The 19,673-nt window shown below is 36.9% G+C and carries 20 protein-coding genes; 2 read left to right on the forward strand and 18 right to left on the reverse strand.

Annotation, left to right across the window (positions count from 1 at the left end; translation table 11 throughout):
• Positions 1-550: 550 nt before the first annotated feature.
• The 6 genes from csm6 to rbsK all read right to left on the reverse strand — a co-directional run bounded on the left by csm6 (position 551) and on the right by rbsK (position 6,648).
• Positions 551-1,888, reverse strand: a complete 1,338-nt coding sequence (csm6, locus tag BLR79_RS05705) for a type III-A CRISPR-associated CARF protein Csm6 (protein WP_092085721.1) — start codon at positions 1,886-1,888, stop codon at positions 551-553.
• A 104-nt stretch (positions 1,889-1,992) separates the two neighbouring features.
• Complete coding sequence (locus BLR79_RS05710; RefSeq protein WP_092085723.1) at positions 1,993-2,916, reverse strand: D-ribose ABC transporter substrate-binding protein; 924 nt, start codon at positions 2,914-2,916, stop codon at positions 1,993-1,995.
• Positions 2,917-2,926: 10 nt separating this feature from the next.
• Positions 2,927-3,874, reverse strand: a complete 948-nt coding sequence (locus BLR79_RS05715; protein WP_092085725.1) for an ABC transporter permease subunit — start codon at positions 3,872-3,874, stop codon at positions 2,927-2,929.
• A complete protein-coding gene (locus tag BLR79_RS05720; RefSeq protein ID WP_092085727.1) occupies positions 3,874-5,352 on the reverse strand; it encodes a sugar ABC transporter ATP-binding protein in 1,479 nt (492 codons plus the stop codon). The genes BLR79_RS05715 and BLR79_RS05720 overlap by 1 nt, the downstream gene beginning before the upstream one ends.
• A gap of 11 nt (positions 5,353-5,363) precedes the next feature.
• Positions 5,364-5,759, reverse strand: coding sequence for a D-ribose pyranase (rbsD, locus tag BLR79_RS05725; protein WP_092085729.1), 396 nt, complete (start codon positions 5,757-5,759; stop codon positions 5,364-5,366).
• Entirely contained in the window at positions 5,734-6,648 is a 915-nt protein-coding gene (gene rbsK / locus BLR79_RS05730) for a ribokinase (protein ID WP_092085731.1), read from the reverse strand. Before rbsK ends, rbsD begins: the two co-directional genes overlap by 26 nt.
• A gap of 143 nt (positions 6,649-6,791) precedes the next feature.
• Here rbsK and BLR79_RS05735 point away from each other — a divergent pair, with 143 nt between their 5' ends.
• Complete coding sequence (locus BLR79_RS05735) at positions 6,792-7,817, forward strand: LacI family DNA-binding transcriptional regulator (protein WP_092085733.1); 1,026 nt, start codon at positions 6,792-6,794, stop codon at positions 7,815-7,817.
• Between the two features lie 41 nt (positions 7,818-7,858).
• Here BLR79_RS05735 and BLR79_RS05740 read toward each other — a convergent pair whose 3' ends face one another.
• The 11 genes from BLR79_RS05740 to BLR79_RS05790 form a co-directional block, all read right to left on the reverse strand.
• Positions 7,859-8,854: an ornithine cyclodeaminase family protein gene (locus BLR79_RS05740; RefSeq protein ID WP_092085735.1), complete on the reverse strand. Its 996-nt coding sequence runs from the start codon at positions 8,852-8,854 to the stop codon at positions 7,859-7,861.
• A gap of 10 nt (positions 8,855-8,864) precedes the next feature.
• Positions 8,865-9,725, reverse strand: coding sequence for a sulfite exporter TauE/SafE family protein (locus tag BLR79_RS05745; protein WP_092085740.1), 861 nt, complete (start codon positions 9,723-9,725; stop codon positions 8,865-8,867).
• A 13-nt stretch (positions 9,726-9,738) separates the two neighbouring features.
• Positions 9,739-10,509, reverse strand: coding sequence for a TrmB family transcriptional regulator (locus BLR79_RS05750; RefSeq protein ID WP_234970833.1), 771 nt, complete (start codon positions 10,507-10,509; stop codon positions 9,739-9,741).
• Between the two features lie 214 nt (positions 10,510-10,723).
• Complete coding sequence (locus tag BLR79_RS05755) at positions 10,724-11,344, reverse strand: bifunctional 4-hydroxy-2-oxoglutarate aldolase/2-dehydro-3-deoxy-phosphogluconate aldolase (protein WP_092085744.1); 621 nt, start codon at positions 11,342-11,344, stop codon at positions 10,724-10,726.
• A 17-nt stretch (positions 11,345-11,361) separates the two neighbouring features.
• Complete coding sequence (gene uxuA, locus BLR79_RS05760; RefSeq protein WP_092085746.1) at positions 11,362-12,432, reverse strand: mannonate dehydratase; 1,071 nt, start codon at positions 12,430-12,432, stop codon at positions 11,362-11,364.
• Between the two features lie 17 nt (positions 12,433-12,449).
• Complete coding sequence (locus tag BLR79_RS05765) at positions 12,450-12,896, reverse strand: PTS sugar transporter subunit IIA (RefSeq protein WP_092085748.1); 447 nt, start codon at positions 12,894-12,896, stop codon at positions 12,450-12,452.
• 15 nt (positions 12,897-12,911) lie between these two features.
• A complete protein-coding gene (locus BLR79_RS05770; RefSeq protein WP_092085750.1) occupies positions 12,912-13,412 on the reverse strand; it encodes a PTS sugar transporter subunit IIB in 501 nt (166 codons plus the stop codon).
• 24 nt (positions 13,413-13,436) lie between these two features.
• Complete coding sequence (locus BLR79_RS05775; RefSeq protein WP_092085752.1) at positions 13,437-14,288, reverse strand: PTS system mannose/fructose/sorbose family transporter subunit IID; 852 nt, start codon at positions 14,286-14,288, stop codon at positions 13,437-13,439.
• Positions 14,289-14,303: 15 nt separating this feature from the next.
• Positions 14,304-15,131, reverse strand: coding sequence for a PTS mannose/fructose/sorbose/N-acetylgalactosamine transporter subunit IIC (locus tag BLR79_RS05780; RefSeq protein ID WP_092085754.1), 828 nt, complete (start codon positions 15,129-15,131; stop codon positions 14,304-14,306).
• Complete coding sequence (locus tag BLR79_RS05785; RefSeq protein WP_092085756.1) at positions 15,131-16,255, reverse strand: iron-containing alcohol dehydrogenase family protein; 1,125 nt, start codon at positions 16,253-16,255, stop codon at positions 15,131-15,133. Before BLR79_RS05785 ends, BLR79_RS05780 begins: the two co-directional genes overlap by 1 nt.
• A gap of 23 nt (positions 16,256-16,278) precedes the next feature.
• The gene (locus BLR79_RS05790; RefSeq protein ID WP_092085758.1) at positions 16,279-17,280 is read right to left on the reverse strand and encodes a D-isomer specific 2-hydroxyacid dehydrogenase family protein; all 1,002 of its coding nucleotides are present in this window, start codon (positions 17,278-17,280) and stop codon (positions 16,279-16,281) included.
• Positions 17,281-17,431: 151 nt separating this feature from the next.
• On the opposite strand from BLR79_RS05790, the gene BLR79_RS05795 reads away from it, so the two are divergent.
• A complete protein-coding gene (locus tag BLR79_RS05795; protein WP_092085760.1) occupies positions 17,432-18,316 on the forward strand; it encodes a MurR/RpiR family transcriptional regulator in 885 nt (294 codons plus the stop codon).
• Here the strand turns inward: BLR79_RS05795 and BLR79_RS05800 are convergent.
• Positions 18,291-18,947, reverse strand: a complete 657-nt coding sequence (locus tag BLR79_RS05800; protein WP_159427608.1) for an HAD family hydrolase — start codon at positions 18,945-18,947, stop codon at positions 18,291-18,293. The two genes, BLR79_RS05795 and BLR79_RS05800, sit on opposite strands and share 26 nt — an antisense overlap.
• Positions 18,948-19,673 lie beyond the last annotated feature (726 nt).

The raw sequence follows: 19,673 nt of genomic DNA on the forward strand, positions 1-19,673 counted from the left end.
TCATCAATAAGTATCAACAACAACAGACTTATGCACAGGGTGGGCAAGGTTTCCGTCCCCTTACGAGGAATAAGGTTCATCAATTGCTACGTTTGAGGACGCAGTTAAAGGCATGTTCGTTTCCGTCCCCTTACGAGGAATAAGGTTCATCAATCCAGTAACGTACGGAGGATCTGCTGAATCCATACGGAATTTTCCGTCCCCTTACGAGGAATAAGGTTCATCAATAAAAGAGATTATGAACGAAATGAAAAACAACTTAGATTTTCCGTCCCCTTACGAGGAATAAGGTTCATCAATTGTATATGATGTTGTTGGTAATGGTTTTGCCATATTTTTTTTCCGTCCCCTTACGAGGAATAAGGTTCATCAATGGCACATTTTGTGTACTATAATAAAAAAGAAACTATATATAGTGTTTGTATGCAAAATCAGTTTGTTTTCTATTAATAGATTCATTGATACCACCTAACGTTAGTATAACAAATATAAAATATATCCTCTACTTTGATTTTGAGTTCAAAATAAAGGATATATTTATGAGAAGATTCTAAATTAGTAATTCACTTAACAACTCATTTAATTGGTCATATTCTTTCCATTGCTCTTTTGAAACGAAGTTACAATTTTGAGCAAGAACCCTAATTTGTTTGTTAAAATCTTCAATACTCATGTGAGCTATTTTTATAATCTCTTCTTTTGAAAAGGCACGCGGTTGATGAGCTGCTACGTTTCTTAATTTTTTTTCAAAATCTCGCATTTTTTCAAGGTTTTTAACGACTGCAGTAGAGCCTTTATAATAATGTCTGACTATATTCAACAGTTGATGGGCCGTAGGATGTTTAAAGAAGCGATTATTGTCTCCCGATAGGACGTCAAAGAGCTCTGTATTTTCACGCCACAATCTGTCTTCATCCCACATTAATTCGCCATCTCTATCTTTCTTTTGATAGATACTTAAGTTTTTATAGGCCTGCTGAGCAATTTTGTCAAATAGATAAACTAATGTAGGAGACATAGCCCGTAAGTAATCCGTCACTTCATTTAATTTAACAAGCTTTAAGTTCCATAAAATCATGTATTCAACTTCTGAATCGTGAAGCGGCACGATATATTTATCTTCAAGACGATTGTTAAACTTTCTTACTTCATTTCTATTTAAATCGTACTTTCCAACGACCGCACCTAGCATATTCACAAAAGTTTCACCGTAAACTTCTCGATTAGCCTTTACAATGGACCACGCACCGTGATAGTTATATTGATTAATTAAATTACGTACAATATTTTTTTCTAATTTATTTGAATAGTTTGGTAACTGATCCATCGGCTCAAAGCGTCGCTCTGTATCGTTTGTATCTTCGTTGTTTTCCCACTGAAGAATATAATCGTCTTTATCATCCATTGATTGATGGCTTCGTTTTTCAGGACCCGCTACTTGAAGTGGCTCGAGTACCCCTAAGTCGTTGTAGATACTTAAAGTAAGCAACGCGTTCTTCATCGCGGGTGTTCCAGAAGATACATTTAAGTAAAGAGTATCCACGTCAGGATGATCCGCATAAATTTTTACTAGCTGTTCATCGAACTCTTTAAGCATCGGATCAAACAAATGAGGTTCTTCTGAACTAGATCCTTCAACATATTCGTAATCAAAATGATGTCCCGTTTGTTTTTGAATTTGTTCAAGCGCATAGTCATAGCGGTTAGAATATTTTCCATTTCTATATACCGCCTCATCTTCTTGTTTTAACTTCTTAAATTTGTCGGTTAAATAAATATATACATAATCTGGCTTGTAATGCCGAATAATATGAATTAACGCTCCATCCATCCCATTTGCTACAGGGTCAGCCGTTCCTACGGGTGAGAATAAAATTTTTTGAGCCATAGCAGTTCCTCCATTAATTTATGTTGAGTTCATTATATCAAAGATTCAATATGATACCTAAAAAAATAAAGAGGGTGCCATTTAATGACAGCCTCTTTGTGTAATTATTTAACCAACTTCAACGGTGATGGAATTTCTGCATCTGAAGCGTTTCCATCGAAATGATCTTTCGCTGCTTGAACAGCTAAGCGTCCCATTTCGACAGGTTGTTGAGCAATCGTTGCAGTCATTTCTTTATCTTCAATTGATTTTAATGCGTCGTCATTTCCATCAAATCCAACGACAATAATATCGTTTTCTTTCCCAGCAGCTTTAATAGCTTCAAATGCTCCTAAAGCCATTTCATCATTCTGAGCAAAAACAGCTTGAACATTGCTATGAGTTTGAAGTAAGTCTTCCATTAAAGTTAATCCCTCAGCGCGGTTGTAATTTGCTGTTTGAGAAGCAACCACGTCTAACTTGCCTTCTGCGCCTTTCATAAATCCTTCACCACGTTCATTAGCAGATGAAGAACCTGGAATTCCTTCTAATTGAACCACTTTACCACCTTCACCGATTTGCTCAACGATGAATTCAGCGGCCATCTCTCCACCTTCAACGTTATCTGAAGCAATGAAAGATAAAATTTCTCCTCCTGCGCTTGAACGGTCAATCGCAATCACCGGAATACCAGCTTCATTAGCAGATTCAACCGCTGGTGTAATCGCATCAGAGTCCACTGGGTTGACTAAAATAATATCTACACCTTGTTGAATTAAGTCATCCATACCATTTAACTGAGTGGCAGTATCGTCTTGGGCATCCACCACTTTAACAGACATCCCTTGTTCTTTCGCAGCTTCGGTGACTCCTTTTTGTAGGTCGACAAAGAATGGGTTGTTGGTTGTCGAAATAGATAGGCCGATCACGTGATCCCCATCTTTTGAAGCAGAACTATCTGTGCTTTTATTGTCGCCTTCCATTGTACAGCCAACTAAAAACAATACAAATACACTTAGTAAAGTAAGTAATTTAAATGATCTTTTCATAGTCTCTCTCCTAGCTATTTTCTTTACGGTCTAACAATACAGCAATTAAAATAACGATACCTTGAACAATTTGTTGATAGAAGCTAGATACTCCGAGTAGGTTTAACCCATTATTCAACGTACCAATAATGAGTGCCCCGACTAGCGTTCCAAATAAGCGCCCCTTTCCACCTGACATGCTCGTACCACCAATCACCACCGCAGCGATCGCATCTAATTCAAAAGCTACACCAGCTGTGGGTTGAGCAGAGTTCAAACGACTTGTTAAAATTAACCCCGCAATCGATGCGGCTGCACCGGAAATTGCGTAAATAGCTAATTTAACTTTTGTAATATGAATACCTGAAATAAATGCAGCCTTTTCATTACCACCAATCGCAAAAGTTTTACGACCAAAAGTCATCTTATGAAGCAGTAAATAAAGCACTAAGAAAACGATAGCTGTTATAACAACTGGCATTGGAATTCCTAGTAGGTAACCTCGTCCTAGAAATTTAAAAGCATATCCGCCGTCAAAACCAGTAATCGGGTTTCCATTAGTATAGACTAGAGTTAACCCGCGATAAATCGCCATTGTAGAAAGGGTGGCAATAAACGGCACTACCTGTCCTTTTGTAATGATTAATCCATTAAGCGCTCCTAATAAACCACCAATTAGAACAGAGATAATAATAACTAAGACTGGTGACAAGCCCATAGCCATCATTCCTGCCGCTAAAGCACTAGCTAGCGCTAAAATTGATCCGACAGATAAATCAATTCCCCCGGTAATAATGACAAAAGTCATTCCAAAAGCAATTAAAGCATTGACCGAAACTTGTCTTAATAAGTTTAAGATGTTCGCAGGTTTAACAAAATTTGGGTTTAAAGAAGTAACGACAATGACTAAAACAAGTAAAGCCAACAGAGGGCCTAATCGTCTTAGCCAGTCGGAACGTTTTGTTGTTGCTGTTTTCATTATTTCCCTCCTGTTGCGTATGTCATAATGCGTTCTTCTGTTAATTCATCTTTATAAAGTTCGCCATTAATGCGACCTTCATGAACCACCAATACACGATCACTAATCCCAATGACTTCTGGTAAGTCGCTTGAGACCATAATAATGCCTACACCGCGATCAGCTAGTTCTTTCATCAAAAGATAAATTTCTCGCTTGGCTCCTACGTCCACACCACGAGTAGGTTCGTCTAATATTAACACTTGAGTACCTGCCCCTACCCATTTAGCAAGAACTACTTTTTGTTGGTTTCCTCCCGATAGAGATCCAACTTCTTGATAAATATCCGTCGTCTTAACACGCAAACGGTCCACTAATAATTGAACAAATCCATCTTCTTGTTCTGGATGAATCCATCCCTTAGTCGAGAACTCTTCAAAGGAGGTTAAACTAACGTTATCACGAATGGAAAAATCTAAAACGAGCCCTTCATTCTTACGATCTTCCGTTAAAAAACCAAAACCATGTCGAATCGCTTCTTGGGGATTGCGGTTCGTAATCGGCTGACCATTTAACTTGAGTTCCATTGAATCAACGGAATCCAATCCAAAGATAGCGCGCATAATTTCAGTACGGCCCGCTCCCATGAGACCTGCAAAACCTAATATTTCGCCACTACGTAAATTGAACTGAATATCCTTTAATATCCCTTCGCGATTTAAGTTATTCACTTCAAGAAGTACATCGCCAATATCTGTTGGATGATCTGGGTAATAGTCTTCCAATTCGCGTCCTACCATGTTTTTAACAATCTCATCTTGCGTCGTGTCTTTCGTCCATTTAGTGGATACAGAAACCCCATCACGCATGACTGTTACGCGGTCAGAAATTTCAAAAATCTCTTCCATCCGATGAGAAATATAAACAATCGCAACACCACGTTGAGTTAACGAGCGAATAATATCAAATAACAATTGAATTTCTTGCCCAGTTAGCGCCGCTGTTGGCTCGTCCATAATTAAAACTTGTGTATCATTTAATAACGTCTTTGCAATCTCAACTAATTGTTGTTGTCCAATACTCAAATGTTTCATCGGTGTATCTAAATCCATCGAAACACCTAGACTATCTAACGCCTCTTTAGCTAGTTGTTTCATTTTAGCTTGGTCATTAAATCCATACCGTTGGATCTCTTTCCCCATAAACATATTTTCCACAATGGATAATTCCGGCCAAACAATTAATTCTTGGTGGATAAAACTTACACCGAAGAGTTCAGCTTTCTTTGGATTGTCAAAATAACGTTCTTGACCATCAATTTGAATGATTCCTTTGTCTGCTTTGAGTAAGCCAGTTAAAATATTCATCATCGTTGATTTTCCAGCTCCATTTTCACCCATTAATGCATGGACTTCACCGGGATGAAGCTCTAAATCAACGCCTCTTAAAACTTGGTTCGTTCCAAAAGCTTTATGAATATCACGCATGACGACATGCATCGCTCCACCTCCTAGAAAATAACACCTGATTGAAGAATAATATTCGCATAAGGAGTGGCTTCTCCAGTACGAATAACCGCTTTTGAATGATGAGTGAGCTTTTTAAAGGTTTCGTGATCCACAAACTCAATTTCTAATTCGCTAAATTGGTCCTTTAAATAAGTCAACAACTTAGGATTATGCGTGCGGATCTCAGACGCGATGATCACCTTTTCGATCGCCATGTCCGCTGCTACTGCTTCTAATACGTCAATAAATGATGGCGTACCAATTGTGAGGGACAAATCAATTCGTTGTGATTCATCATGAATAGGCAAGCCACAATCGGCAATGGTCAGTTGATCCGTATGCCCCATAGTCGATAATACTTGACTAATAGGACTATTCAATATGCCATGTTGCTTCATAGTGTTCACTCTCTTTCATTTGATCTAGTGTCGGAATTCCACCTTGAGCGCCTTTATGTTGAATGGACAAGCCACCTGCTAAATTCGCAAAACGAATAGCGTCCGCTAAGTCAAACTCGTTAGCTAACGCGACGGCTAATGCTCCATTAAACGTATCCCCTGCGCCCGTTGTATCAACTATATCATCGGGAGACACTTTGTAAGATGGCACGGTGACTACATTCTTACCATCATGAAACATCGCGCCTTGATCTCCTAACGTAATAATTAACTTATTCGTATAACGAGATAGTACTGCATCCATCGTTTCACCAGAGAAGAGTTCCGCGAATTCAGTCTCGTTAGGAGTTAGATAAGTCACTTGATCTAACCACTTTGTCTCTAACAAACGAGCAGGAGCCGGATTTAGAATAATCGGCACTTCACACGCTGTACATTGTTCGATTAATCGTTGGACTGTTTCAACAGGCGTTTCATTTTGAACAATAACCATATCCGCTGATTGAATAAGGTTCACTGGGTCATCAATGTCAGAACGGGTAACTTTATTATTGGCTCCTCCAACGTAAATAATCGAGTTGTCGCGATTGTACAACGTAATAATCGCAGAGCCTGATGGCGTATTTTCTTTTACTTTAACAGCTGAAGTATCAATGTGATAACTTTCCAGATTATCAATGAGCGCTTGTCCAAATGAGTCATTACCTACAGCACCAATCATCGCTGTTTGAGCGCCTAACTTTGCACAAGCGACTGCTTGGTTAGCACCTTTTCCTCCAAATGATGTATTAAAATCTTCTCCAAATACAGTCTCACCTTGAGCAGGCTTTACATTCGTTTCGACCACAAAATCCGTCGAAATACTTCCGACTACTACAATTTTTGCCATCTTCATCATCCTTTATTGGCGGTTTAAAAAAATTGGATTTATTTTGGTTAAACGCTTAACCAAATGTTGCAAATATATTATAATGAACATTGAAAGCGCTGTCAATTATAAAATGAAGTGAATTAACTAAAGGATGAACCATAATGACACGAAAAATTACTTTAAAAGATATTGCTCAAAAAGCCGGCATCTCCCCCGCAGCAGTATCTATCATACTAAATGATAAGCCCTCGCGGATTTCTCAAGCCAAAAAAGATGAAGTAAAGCGCATCGCCAAAGAACTTAATTATATTCCCAATCAAATCGCTAAAAGTCTATCTACCCAACAAACTTATACCATTGGACTTGTAGTGCCTGATTTAGAAAACCCCTTCTTTGCGACTTTAAGTAAAGAAGTAGAAAGGTTCTTCACCCAGCGAGGTTACTTTACTTTTATTATGAATAGCGATGAAAAAAATAACCAGGACAAAGAAATCGTTCAAAAAATGTTGCAACGCCAAGTAGACGGATTATTACTTTGCGCGTCTAATGCCGCTTATTATTCATTAGACCAAACGAACGAATGGCTTAAACAAATAACAATCCCGACCGTATTAGTGGACCGTATATTCGACTCTTCTTTATCTTCCGTCGCTTTTGATCATTTTCAAGGTGGCTACTTAGTGGGAGAGTATATGAGTCAAGCTTTATCACCTACTAAAAGCAGCATCGCTTGCTTAACTGGGGATTTAAAAACTCACACTGCTAGCGAACGACTGAAAGGATTCCAGCACGCTTTACGACACCACCATAAACAAGTTGAACCACTTATTCTTTCAGGGGACTATTCCATCGAAAGCGGTTATCAAATGGGCAAAGAGTTACTAAAACAAATGAGTTCAACGCAACTAGCTGGTGTATTTTGTTTTAATGATTTGATTGCTTATGGCTTTATTAAAGCTATTAAAGAAGAGCAATTAGACTGGCAAGACTTTGGTATTGTAGGCTATGATAACTTACAAATCGGTAAAACCTTAGGCTATTCATTTCCATCCATCGCCCAAGATGTCCCCTACTTAGCTGAACAAGCATGTCAAGTGTTGTTAAAGCAAATCAATAATAATCGAACGACAAAAGTTAAATTAGAGCTTGAACTGGTTAATATAAAAGAATCTGAGACTACTTCATAAGTAGACTCAGATTCTTTTAACTTTACCTAATAAAATTTCTACTAAAATTCAATTATTTGACCGATACCTAACTCTGTCGCTTTTTCAACAATAATTTGTGCCGTAACAGTATCTAAGACCGCTGACCCTACACTCTTAAAGACTGTCACCTCTTCTTTATTTTGACGCCCTTTAACTTGGCTTAAAAGCAATTCTCCTAGTTCACCCGTAAAATCTTCTTCTGTCATCAATCCCTCTTTAATCGGCGCTTGAACATCTCCCGCTTCAGACAACACACCATCTTTTGTATCAAAAATAACGGTATCTGCCTCAATAAGAAGTTGCATTGGCAACTCTAACATCTCAGGTGTATAAGCTCCAATTCCATTAACATGAACTCCTTTTTTGACATCTTCAGCATTAAAGGTATTCACTTTAGAAGTAGTCACAGTTGTGATGACATCTGCATCCCTAACGGCTTCAGTTGAACTTTCTACGGCATATATTTTAGTGTCAAACTTGCCTTGGATATCCTTAGACAATTGGTCAGCAAAAGTTTTAGCACGATCAAAGTCAATATCTAGCACTCGCAACTCTTCTAATTGACGCGCAGTTAACATCGCAATAGCTTGTTGATATCCTTGACCGCCAGTTCCAATTAAAGCACCTATTTTGGCCTCTTCATTAGCTAATGCCTTAGTTGCTGCACCTTGAACTGCTGCCGTGCGTAATTGAGTCAAATACGTTCCATCTAACACCGCCGTCACTACACCTGTTTCTGCATCTTGAACGATCATTGTTGCGGGAACCGCTGGCAAACCTTTCTTAACATTATCAGGATAGACTGCTACAATTTTCACTCCAAGAGAAGATACTTCTCCTTTCGTAAAGGCAGGCATATATAAACTTTGACCATTATACTCTTTAACGTCCAAATTAGCTCTTAATGGCACTAATGCGTCGCCTTGAGTATAAATTTTTGACGCCTGTTCTGCTGCTTGAATAGCTTCTTCCATAGAAAAACATTGTTCCATATCTTCTTTTGTTAAAATAATCATCATTATCCTCCTACGCTGGCTGTTTCAACATTCCATAAGCACTATAAATTAAAATAAATACGACAATCCATTGTAATAGCGACACGTCTAAACTTGTTACTAAAAATACCGCACATAAAACACCTAACACACCAAATGTTGAAGTAAACAGGGTAATTTTGCGACTATATTCACCCGATTTAACGAACTGTACACTTCCAATTGGAACAGAAAACGTCGCTGCCCCCATCATAATCGGAAAAGCAACCGCTGGGTTTAACCCTAATAGATACACCGTAATCATTGTCAAGGCATAAGAACCAATTCCGATATTATTTAAAGCCCCAAAAATCGCTAAGGCTATTGCAGCGATAACTAATTTAGCACCTGTTAATTCAGTAGCCACACCTCCACCTGGTAGCCAACCAAACTTGCCACCTAAAATAACTAAGGCCGCGATAATCATCCCTACACCAATCGAGACACGTAATTTATCTGCTGGCAATTTAATCGCAAACTTTGCACCAAAGTACGAACCAATCATCTGGCTAACGATACAAACAACTAACGTTGTAATACTAACTTCAATACTAGTAATATATGCTAGGGCCATCACTGCGACAGGAATTGTACACTGCGTATTAAGCGTTCCGGGTAGCTTTTTGACACTAGTCCAATTAAGTTTTGGGTACAAAGAGGTACTAATCGCAAAATCTGAGATTCCTACTGTCGATAAGAAAAACATAATGAAACTTGTAAATGGTAAAGCGTAAGTGTTCGCCTCTTCCGTCATTACTTCATTTTTATGAACCATTAAGTCTCTTATAAATACAAAAGCAAAATAAGCATTCATTAAGCAAATTAGTAACAGCAATATATTTCTAAATGTCATCGTTTTACTCCTATCAATAAATATCTCGAATCGTCTTCAGTTCCGTTCCATATAGATCATCCAAGGTTGTTCGATTTTCTCCGATTACTTTTAAGGTGTAGGCATCATGTTTAACATACTCAGCTGCTAATCGCTTCATAGCGGAATTATGTGTCCAAATAACATCGCAATTGTCGTCGAGTGTGCCAAACAGGACAGCATCATCACAAACTAAGTTAATCCACTTTCCTTGCATATCCTTTAACTTATCTTCTTCAAAACCATGGGGATAAAAGCGCTCAAAAGGCAAAGAATATTCTTTAGATTCACTAAATAAAATACAGATAAATAGATCTATTCGCTTCTCAGCTTCTTTTAAAGCGCTTACAATCTTAGGGGTCAAAGTTGAATCCCAAACTTGAATCAGTAATTGGTTTTTCGCTTGTTCAATCATATATTGAATTTTTTGCTCTACTTGATCAAGCTCATTTAAATGCCACAATAAGTCTGTGTCTTCAGGCACTGTTTCCATTTGTTGCAAATAATGTTTAATATCTTGAATCTTATCATTTGTCGTATGAGTCAACAAATTTACTAATTCGTCCCCGTCAATCGCAGTATAAAGCTTTGGTTCATTTTTATTAACCATTACTACGCCTCTAGTAACAAGCTTTTCCAATTCATTGTATACTTTCGAACGAGCTACACCCGATTGCTTGCTTGTTTCATAACCTGACATTGCTCCATGTGTGATTAACGCTAAATATATTTTTGTTTGAGATGCTGTAAAACCAAAGTCTTTCAACAAATCCTCCAAATTGTCACCTCCATAAAATAAAAATAGTAGTTACCTTCAGTAACTACTATAATTTTTTGTGAATTAATTGTCAATCGTATTTTAAACCTTTATAAAAAATGCACAACTGTTTGTTAGATTACATAAAAAAGAACCTAAGATTACTTCTAAAAAGTAACCATAGATTCCTACCAATTCTATTTGACATAAAGATACATCGTTGTTATCGAATAATACTCAACAGGTTTTCAAGATTTTTAGATGCTGTTTTACCTTTATCTTTTGCGACTTCTTTTTCAGATATAATAAAAGATCCACCTACAGCAATAATAGCGTTATTCGCTAAATATTCAGATATATTTCCTGAGTTAATACCACCCGTAGGTAAAAAGCTCACATCGTAAAATGGTCCACTTAAAGCTTTTATTGCATCTAAGCCACCATATATATTAGCCGGGAAGAATTTAACGTTATATATTCCTTTTTCAGTTGCTTTTTGGATATCTCCTGGAGTAACAGTTCCAGGAAAAACAGGAATATTATTTTCAATACAGTAATCTACTACTTCCTCACTAAACGCAGGGGAAACAATAAACTCCGCTCCATTCTTGACGGCTTCTATTGCCTGTTCTATTGTTCGAACAGTACCTGCACCAACTATTAACTTTCCTGACTCTGAAAGTATTTTTATAGCTTCACTTGCTAATTCACTTCTGTAAGTCACCTCTATTATAGGGACATCATATTTTACAAGAATATCTTCAACAATGGGTAACAAACTTAAGTCAGTAGCAGTATATAATGGCAATAGCTTTACTCTCTTTATTTCTTCAATTACGGACATACTAATTCCTCCAACTATCAGCTATTTTCCTTTGACTTCTTAATAGCTTCTTCAAGTCCAATAGCATATGTAATCCCTAGAGCTCGATCATATAAACCGTAACCAGGACGCGGATTTTCTCCCCAAATAGTTCTACCATGGTCGGGACGAATCACTCCTGAAAATCCGTTATCAATTAATGCTTCCATTATTTTATACATGTCCAACGATCCATAAGAAGATGGATGCGCCGACTCATAGAACTTCTGGTTTTCTTCCCACATTACGTTTCTAAAATGAACAAAATGGATTCTATCTCCAACTTCATTAATAATTTCTACCAAATCATTATCAGGTCTTGCACCTAATGATCCAGTACATAATGTAATTCCATTATGTGGTGAATCATATAAAGACAATATTTTTTTTAGGTCTTCTAAATTCTTAGTGATTCGTGGAAAATCAAACATCTCCCAAGGTGGATCGTCCGGGTGAATTCCCATGTAGACATCGCACTCTTCGCAAACAGGTATCACTCTATCCAGGAAATATTTTAAATTATCTCTTAAATCCTCTTCAGAGATATCTTCATACATAGCCAGTAATTCATTAAATTCTTCAAAACGCTCTGCTTCCCATCCCGAAAGATCAAAATCACCTGTTTGAGATGTTATTAGATTAAACATTTCTGCCGGCTCTATGCTTTGAACTACCTCTTCATCATACATCAAAGTGCGACTTCCATCCTCTAGTTCATAGTTCAAATCTGTTTTGGCCCAACCAAATATAGGTTTAAAACTGTAACAAATTAGATTGATTCCACATTCAGCCAAGTTTCGGATAGTCTGAATATAATTATCAATATAATAGTCGCGCTCTTCAGTTCCTGCCTTAATCGCGTCATTTATAGAAACACTTTCAATGCCTAGTAGCTCCATTCCTCTGGATCGGATAGAGTCTTGCAGCTCTTTGATTTCTTCTTTTTCCCAAACATCACCTGGTAATTTATTCAACAGTGTACCTACTACACCTTTAACATTTGGTATTTGCTTTACATATTCTAGTGGTATCGGATCAGACTCTCCGTACCAACGAAATCCCCATTTCATTGTTTGCCTCTCTCCCTCTAAAAACCATCATCGTCTACATCTGATTGGTTTACTAACTGTGCACTCCAGTGTCCGATTCCTGTTCGGCCCTGCTCTTGAATTAATTTAACTGCTTCTTCGACTGATGTTTGTAAGAGTCGATGATTAATCGCATCTAACACCATAGGTAAATTAACTCCCGCAATTATATGTACATTATTTTGTTCCTCAGAAGGCAGCTGAGAGATAGCCAGCAACGATTGATTATAAGGACTAGCCGATAATAAATCCACGAAAATAATTGTTCCCGCTTCATTATTTAATTCTTTTAACTTTTCTTCTAGATCTTTCCCTAACTCTTCTACAATAGAAGATGAACCGAGTTTAAAAGTTTGAATTCCATCTGCCATTCCAGTGATTACGTCCACTGCGTCTTTAAGACCATCTGCAAATGTTCCATGAGTCGCTACAAAAATATCGAACATTATTTTCCTCTTTCTTTATAAATCAAACATTTTCAAAACTTCGTCTAAGCTTGTTTTTGGCGCTGCAGGTGTTGCTTGAAAATACACATTAACACCATGATTATCTCTTAAGTCTTTTAACTTCAAGGCATCATCTTTATTTAAGTGTACTGAGTTAGTAACTTGCTTATCATCATCGGTTTTCTTAGCGATCCCGCCGACGTTTAACTCTGGCATAGGAATGCCGTGAGTGATTAATTCATGCATAGTACTTACGTTTTTAGTAAGTAAAATACATTGATATTCCTTAAAATTAAACTCATCCCAATAGAATTTACAACGCTCTACAGGTACAACAATAGTTTGCTGTCCTGTTCTTCCACCAGCGCTTCTATACAAATCTCGCATAAAAGGATCGTTGGCCACTACATCATCAACTACAAATATAGAGTTTACACCCGACATTTGAGATAATGTCATCATAACTTGTCCATGAATTAATCTTTCATCTATTCTTGCTAATACTACTTTTCCCATATTATAAACTCCTTTTATCTTAAATTATAAAATGCCTACGCCTGCTAACACAGCTAAAATAATAGTTAGTCCTATTAATGCGCGAGTAACCTTGAGTCCATTCTTACTGTAATAGAAATATACTCCCATAACAGTAACTAGCGGCAGTAATCCTGGTATAATTTGATCTAGTAGATCTTGAAGAACGAACTCTTTCCCTGAAAGTGTGAAAGCTAGGCTAGAAGTCACTTTAATATAATTTCCTGCCAAAATACCCATCATAAATAATCCTAAGATGGATAGTGTCTCGATTGCCGTTTGAATACTACTTGATTGCAATAAACTAGTCGCATTTCTCCCTAAGTCAAACGCCTTTCTTGAGAAGAACAGCCCAACAGCCAGTTGATAACTTGCAAACAAGATGAATGGAACTAATGCTCCTAGAGCGCTCCCTTGTTGCGCCCACGAAATTCCCATAGCAATAAATATATACTGCACAGTTCCTGAGTCGATAGCGTCTCCAATACCAGCTAATGCTCCCATTAGTCCAGCTTTCGTGTTGTACAATAAGTCATCCGTCATACTTATTTCTTCGTTGTTGTACTCTTCTCTAGCTCTCTCAGCCTCCATAGAAGACATAAGCCCTGTAATGACCCCGCCTCCCCAAGTTAGTTGCGTATTAAAGAACAGTAATTGTCTTTGATACGCATCTCTTAAGCTATCATCTGTTTTATATAATTTTCTTAAAATCGGCATTAATGCATAAAGCAAAGAAGGTGCGATGTAGCGCTCGAAAGAGTGCGGTATTTCATTCGCAAAATGCCATCTTAGATATGCTTTCGTTACATCTTTTTTAGTAATTTCTTCTGGTCGTAAATTCATATTAGTTTTTTCCATGGTAACCCTCCTCTATTAAAATCCATCATCGTAATAATCGTCGTTAGCTGATACTGAGTTAGCTTCAGTTACAGATTGAGCTTGATTTTTTTGAGATACCATTGTAAATAGCAATGCAATAATTACTCCAAAAATCGCATATGTCACCATTGTAATCTCCAACGGCTTTAATACTACCGATAGGAAGTATGCTAAAAAGAAGAATAATAAGTATTCTTTGCGACCAATTACATAAATAGTTGTCGCAATACCAATAGCAGCTAATCCTCCACCAATAACTTCAAGCATGTGTAAGACTACAGTACCTTCTAATCGCGTAATTACGCTTGCGATTACTGGACTTCCCCAATACAATGCCACGAATACTAAAGGTACAAATAATAAGAATGATGCTATAGTTGGATACCAAATAATTGAACGTGCAATCGCTTTATGATCTAACTTTTCTACTGCTTTATCTGTATATTGACCTAAAAATGTATTAATAAAGAATCTAAATTGATATAAGTACGAACCGAGCAGACCGACTGGCACTGCAACAGCGATTGCCGCTTCAGGAGCTAAATCTCCTAAAAGAGCTACTGGAACAGCGATTGCTGCTGCGACCGCAGGCTCAGCGGGCATAGAACCCCCAGGTGAGAATACCCCCATATAAATTAATTGAAGCGCTGCCGTTACAATCATTGCGTCCGCAACTCGCCCCATAACAAGACCTACTACTAGACCTGTCATAAGCGGCGAGAATCTCATAGTTAGAGTGGCCCCTCCCCCAAGCCAGCGTGACATTACTGCGGCCACCCACAGCGCAATTAATAAACTTTGAACCATATTTAATGTTGCCATTATACTTCCTCCTTCTGTTCTTGATAATCTTTCATATATTCTTCTAACTTCAATATAGCTTCCTTCAGATTAGTATAATTTATTTCCACAGGAATAAGATGTACTTTCGGTAAACTGTCAATAAACTTCACCATGTTATCAATTGTTTGATTATCTAGTGGATACAATCCCATTCTTGTAAGCGAGAATGGCGCATCTATTCTTTGATAAAATGGCATTAAAGAATCAATAACATCCCACTTTTCTTCTATTGCCAATTGATAAAGAATACCATAAGCAACTTTTTCTCCATGTAAGAATTTTTTACTTTCGGGAACATATTTGGCTAAAGCGTCATGCATGGCGTGTGCCGCAGCATTACGTGCATATCTATCACCTAAGCCACCTACCAAGCCAGCTATACCAAATATAATTTCAGACAATTGGAAGAAGTCTTCATTCATCTCTTGATTCTTAATAGCCTCAATTGCTGAAAAGGCCTGTTTCTCAATCTTTGTTTTCGAAAGCTTTGCCACATAGTAGGCTAATTGAAGAAAGTTTTCCTCAGATAAATGCTTTTGTTCTAAAATAGCTTGTGCTTCATACCACTTAGCAATCGTATCAGTTAAACCAGCAATAAATAAATTAACTGGTGCATCAATTACTAAGTTAGGATCCGTTATAAAAAATGCAGCTTGGCGGTAAAAATGCTCTGTTTTTCCCTCACCTTCACCATTTTCTTTATACATAACAGATAGCGGTGTCCACGGTGCACAATTACTTGCTAGAGTAGGTACTACACCGAAGGGAATATTTAAACGCGAGGCAGCATAACCTACTAAATCTGTTAATGATCCCCCACCTACACCGATAATAAAATCAATATCATTATTACGAACCTTTTCTTCAATTAATTCTGTTCCATAATAGCTACAGTGCCCAGTGTATTGATGGTAAAAATAATCAAATTCATTATCTTTAAGAAACGGCATGAATTTACGCGCCTTTTCCCAAGAAACAGTTCCATGGACAACCAGTACCTTAGTAGCTTGATATGATCGCAATAACTCTGGAATGAATGAAATAGCTCCATCGTGATAGCGATAAAATTGAGGCCCCACTTTTACTTTTAAATCGGATAGCATGTTAATTCTCCTAACTTAATGCTTTATTTAATATACTTGCTGAAAGATTGCACAGTGCAATCTGGCAATTTACCATCAACAATGTTTTTCACATCAGCAACACATTTGTCTCCCATACCTTCCAAACATTCGTAAGTGTACGCTCCAGTATGAGGTGTCATTGAGACATTTTTATATTTTAGATAAGGATGATCGCTTCTGCCAGGCTCAACTTCTAAAACATCACACGCATATCCAGCGATTTTTTCGCTTTCTAATCCTTTAACAATCGCTGACTCATCTACTAATGCTCCCCTTGCGCTGTTAGATATGTATACTCCATCTTTCATTAGAGCGACTTCACTTTCACCAATCATGTATTTGTTTTCTGCGTTCAAGCTCGCACACAAGCAAACAACATCGCATTGAGGCAGCAATTCTTCTAAACTATCAACTTTCTTAGCTCCGAATCTATCCAGATCTAACTTTGATTTATAAGGATCATAGGCTAAAACATCGCATCTAAACCCAAGTCGTACAATTTCTGCCACACACGATCCGATATTACCTACCCCAATCACACCAACAGTTTTGTTAAATAATGTATGCCCTACAAACTTAGCTCGCTCTTCCCAACGATCCTCCTTCACTTCTTGCGCTGATTCACTAATTTTTCTCATAACATTTAATAAGTTAGATACATTGTGTTCCGCAACTGCATCTCTTTCAACCAAAGGTGGCACAATGCTGACAATAGTATTGTGTTTCTCTGCCGCTTTTAGATCAATATTGTTATATCCTATTCCATGTCTTGATATCAGTAACAACTCATCCTTGTTGTCAAAGAACTCTTTTGTGAAAAATGGCGTAACGGAAGAAATGATGATGTTATAACCTTGCAACTCTTGCGCCAGCACCTTACCGCTAATCTCCGGATCAAATACGAAAAAATTTAATTCTCCTATTTCTTTTAACTCCGCTAAATGACGAGGAAATTTTTTCCCAAAACTACTGGAATTTACAACGGCTATTTTATACTCTTTCATTGTCTGTACTCCTTCTTATAAATAAAATATCTTTGTTAACGCTTACATAAATATTAACATAACTAATTTTTCCTGTAAATAGGTAGGAAAAAATATTTTTTTGTGGTTTAATAAGATAGTCATACACTTGATAAAGAAAGGAATAATAAGCATGAGGAAAAAATTTATTGAGGAACATATCAATCAGGCTCGCTCTACTCTAAGCCAAACTGAAATAAAGATCGCTAATTATTTTATTACTAACAGCGATGAAGTAATTCATCAAACCCTAGAACATATTGCCTCCAATATAAATGTATCAGAGTCCTCTATATTTAAATTCGTTAAAAAAATTGGATTTAGAGGTTTCCAAGAATTTAAAATCGAAGTGGCCAAGCAAGCAGATAAAGAAGTTTACTCTCTTCTCACGATGCAACCTACTAAATTCGAAGAAATACACAATCAAGACTCAGCATTTACAATTGCGGAAAAAGTAGTAAAATCAAATCTTTATACTTTAACTAATTGTTTAGCCAACATTAATAAAAGTCAGCTAGAGCGCGTACTATCTATGATAGACAAAGCTTCTACACTGCACTTTTTTGGCATAGGCGGATCTCAAGTAATTGCCTTGGATAGTTATCATAAATTTAACCGCTCCGCCAAACGTTGCAACTATATTTTTGACTATCATTTGCAATTAGGATACATATCGCGATTAAATGAAAAAGATACCGTCTTTATTTTTTCTCATTCCGGTTCCAGTGCAGAAATGATCAATTTAGCTAAGCAAGTGAGTAAAACTTCCGCTAAGCTAATTGTACTTACTGGGAACTCAGAGTCTGAACTGCTAGAACATTGCGATGAATCAATTATTATCATCACTGATGAATCTATCTTTAGAACAGAATCTTTAACTGCTCGAATATGCTATTTAACAATCATGGATGCGATCTATATTAATTTAATGTATCAAGATTTTGAAAAGAATTTTGCAAATGTACAGAATGTCCGAAAAAATGTGAACTCTTCTAGAGATAGTAGTGATCGTTCATAAAACATCTATAACTCTGATAAAACATTGAGTCTTTTTTACTTTCTGACGGGCGAATATCTAGGGAATTCACTAAAACCACTCTGGCTTTAGAAGCGTACGCCGCTTTAAACCCATTAAGAGAGTCTTCAAATATTAAAGTTTTTTGAGGCTCAATTTTACATTCACTCATAGTGTCTAAATAAACATCCGGAAACGGTTTTTGTCTTTTCACGTCATCTCCGAACTTTAACAAGTCGAAATATTGGATTAAATTTGCTTGCTGTAAAACTTTTGTAGCACGCTCTCTTCGCGACAACGTTGCTAAACCAATTGTATACCTTTGACTTTTACAAAGCGATTCTAAAATGTCTCTAGCGCCTGGAATCGCTTCTATTTTTTCTTTCTCAATGCATTGTTCAAATAAATTCTCCCTATATTTGCGAACTTTTTGTACTAATTCATCTGATTTAACTATATTTTTAATAATTCTGTTATTAATTTCAACGCTATTTCCTGACATCCCCTTCACAAACTCTTCAGATACTTTAAATCCATATTTTGCTAATCCTTCCAACCACCCTCGCGCGTATATCTCCTCACTATTTATTAAAGTTCCATCCATATCAAATATTACTAGCTTTACAGATTCCATGTACATAAACCCTTTCTACAAGTTTCCATATTTTTCTATCCTAATTAGCTTTTAGCCTAGACACTATACGCAACACCTTCTTTGAATGATTGTTCACAATAAAAATTACACTATATTGTTCACCTATAAGATTAACACAGCAATTACTTAAGTTGCTTGTTTATACTTATTAAATCACAAAGTGTATTCTATTAATAGTGGAACCATTACTTAAAACAGCTGTTATATCCTTCATAAAGCAGTCGCTATCTTCCAACTGCCCCTCTGCAAACATAAAAATTATAAATAACCTTGAAGTAGAGCGCATTACCTTAAATTTTATACTAAAATTCAAAGAAACTTTACATTTCCAGCGACTGTTACTCTTTATTGAGAGCCAAGAAGACAGAGCAAACTAAGTAGCTGCATGTCAAAACTCAGAACTACATTTAAACATGAGCCCCATAAAAGATTGTTTACTGAAATCAGCTGACTTGACAAATACTACACTGCTTTCAAGTTATTTATGGACGAAAAAGCTGATAAATAATCAATACTCTCGCAAAGAATGAACCATTAGTATCGTATACTATACGCTTTACGCGGTTTAATGGATCGTTTAATACTATCTTTATATTCTATATGCGAAAATAGATAAAGTCCATATAATTGTGTAAAAGTTAAAAGGCCATGTAACAGCCCTTTTACGGTACAATGTTTTTAACCACTAAAAACATACCCAGGAGG

Origin of the sequence: Dolosicoccus paucivorans (genome assembly GCF_900100125.1) — a bacterium.
In the GTDB taxonomy this organism is placed as follows: domain Bacteria; phylum Bacillota; class Bacilli; order Lactobacillales; family Aerococcaceae; genus Dolosicoccus; species Dolosicoccus paucivorans.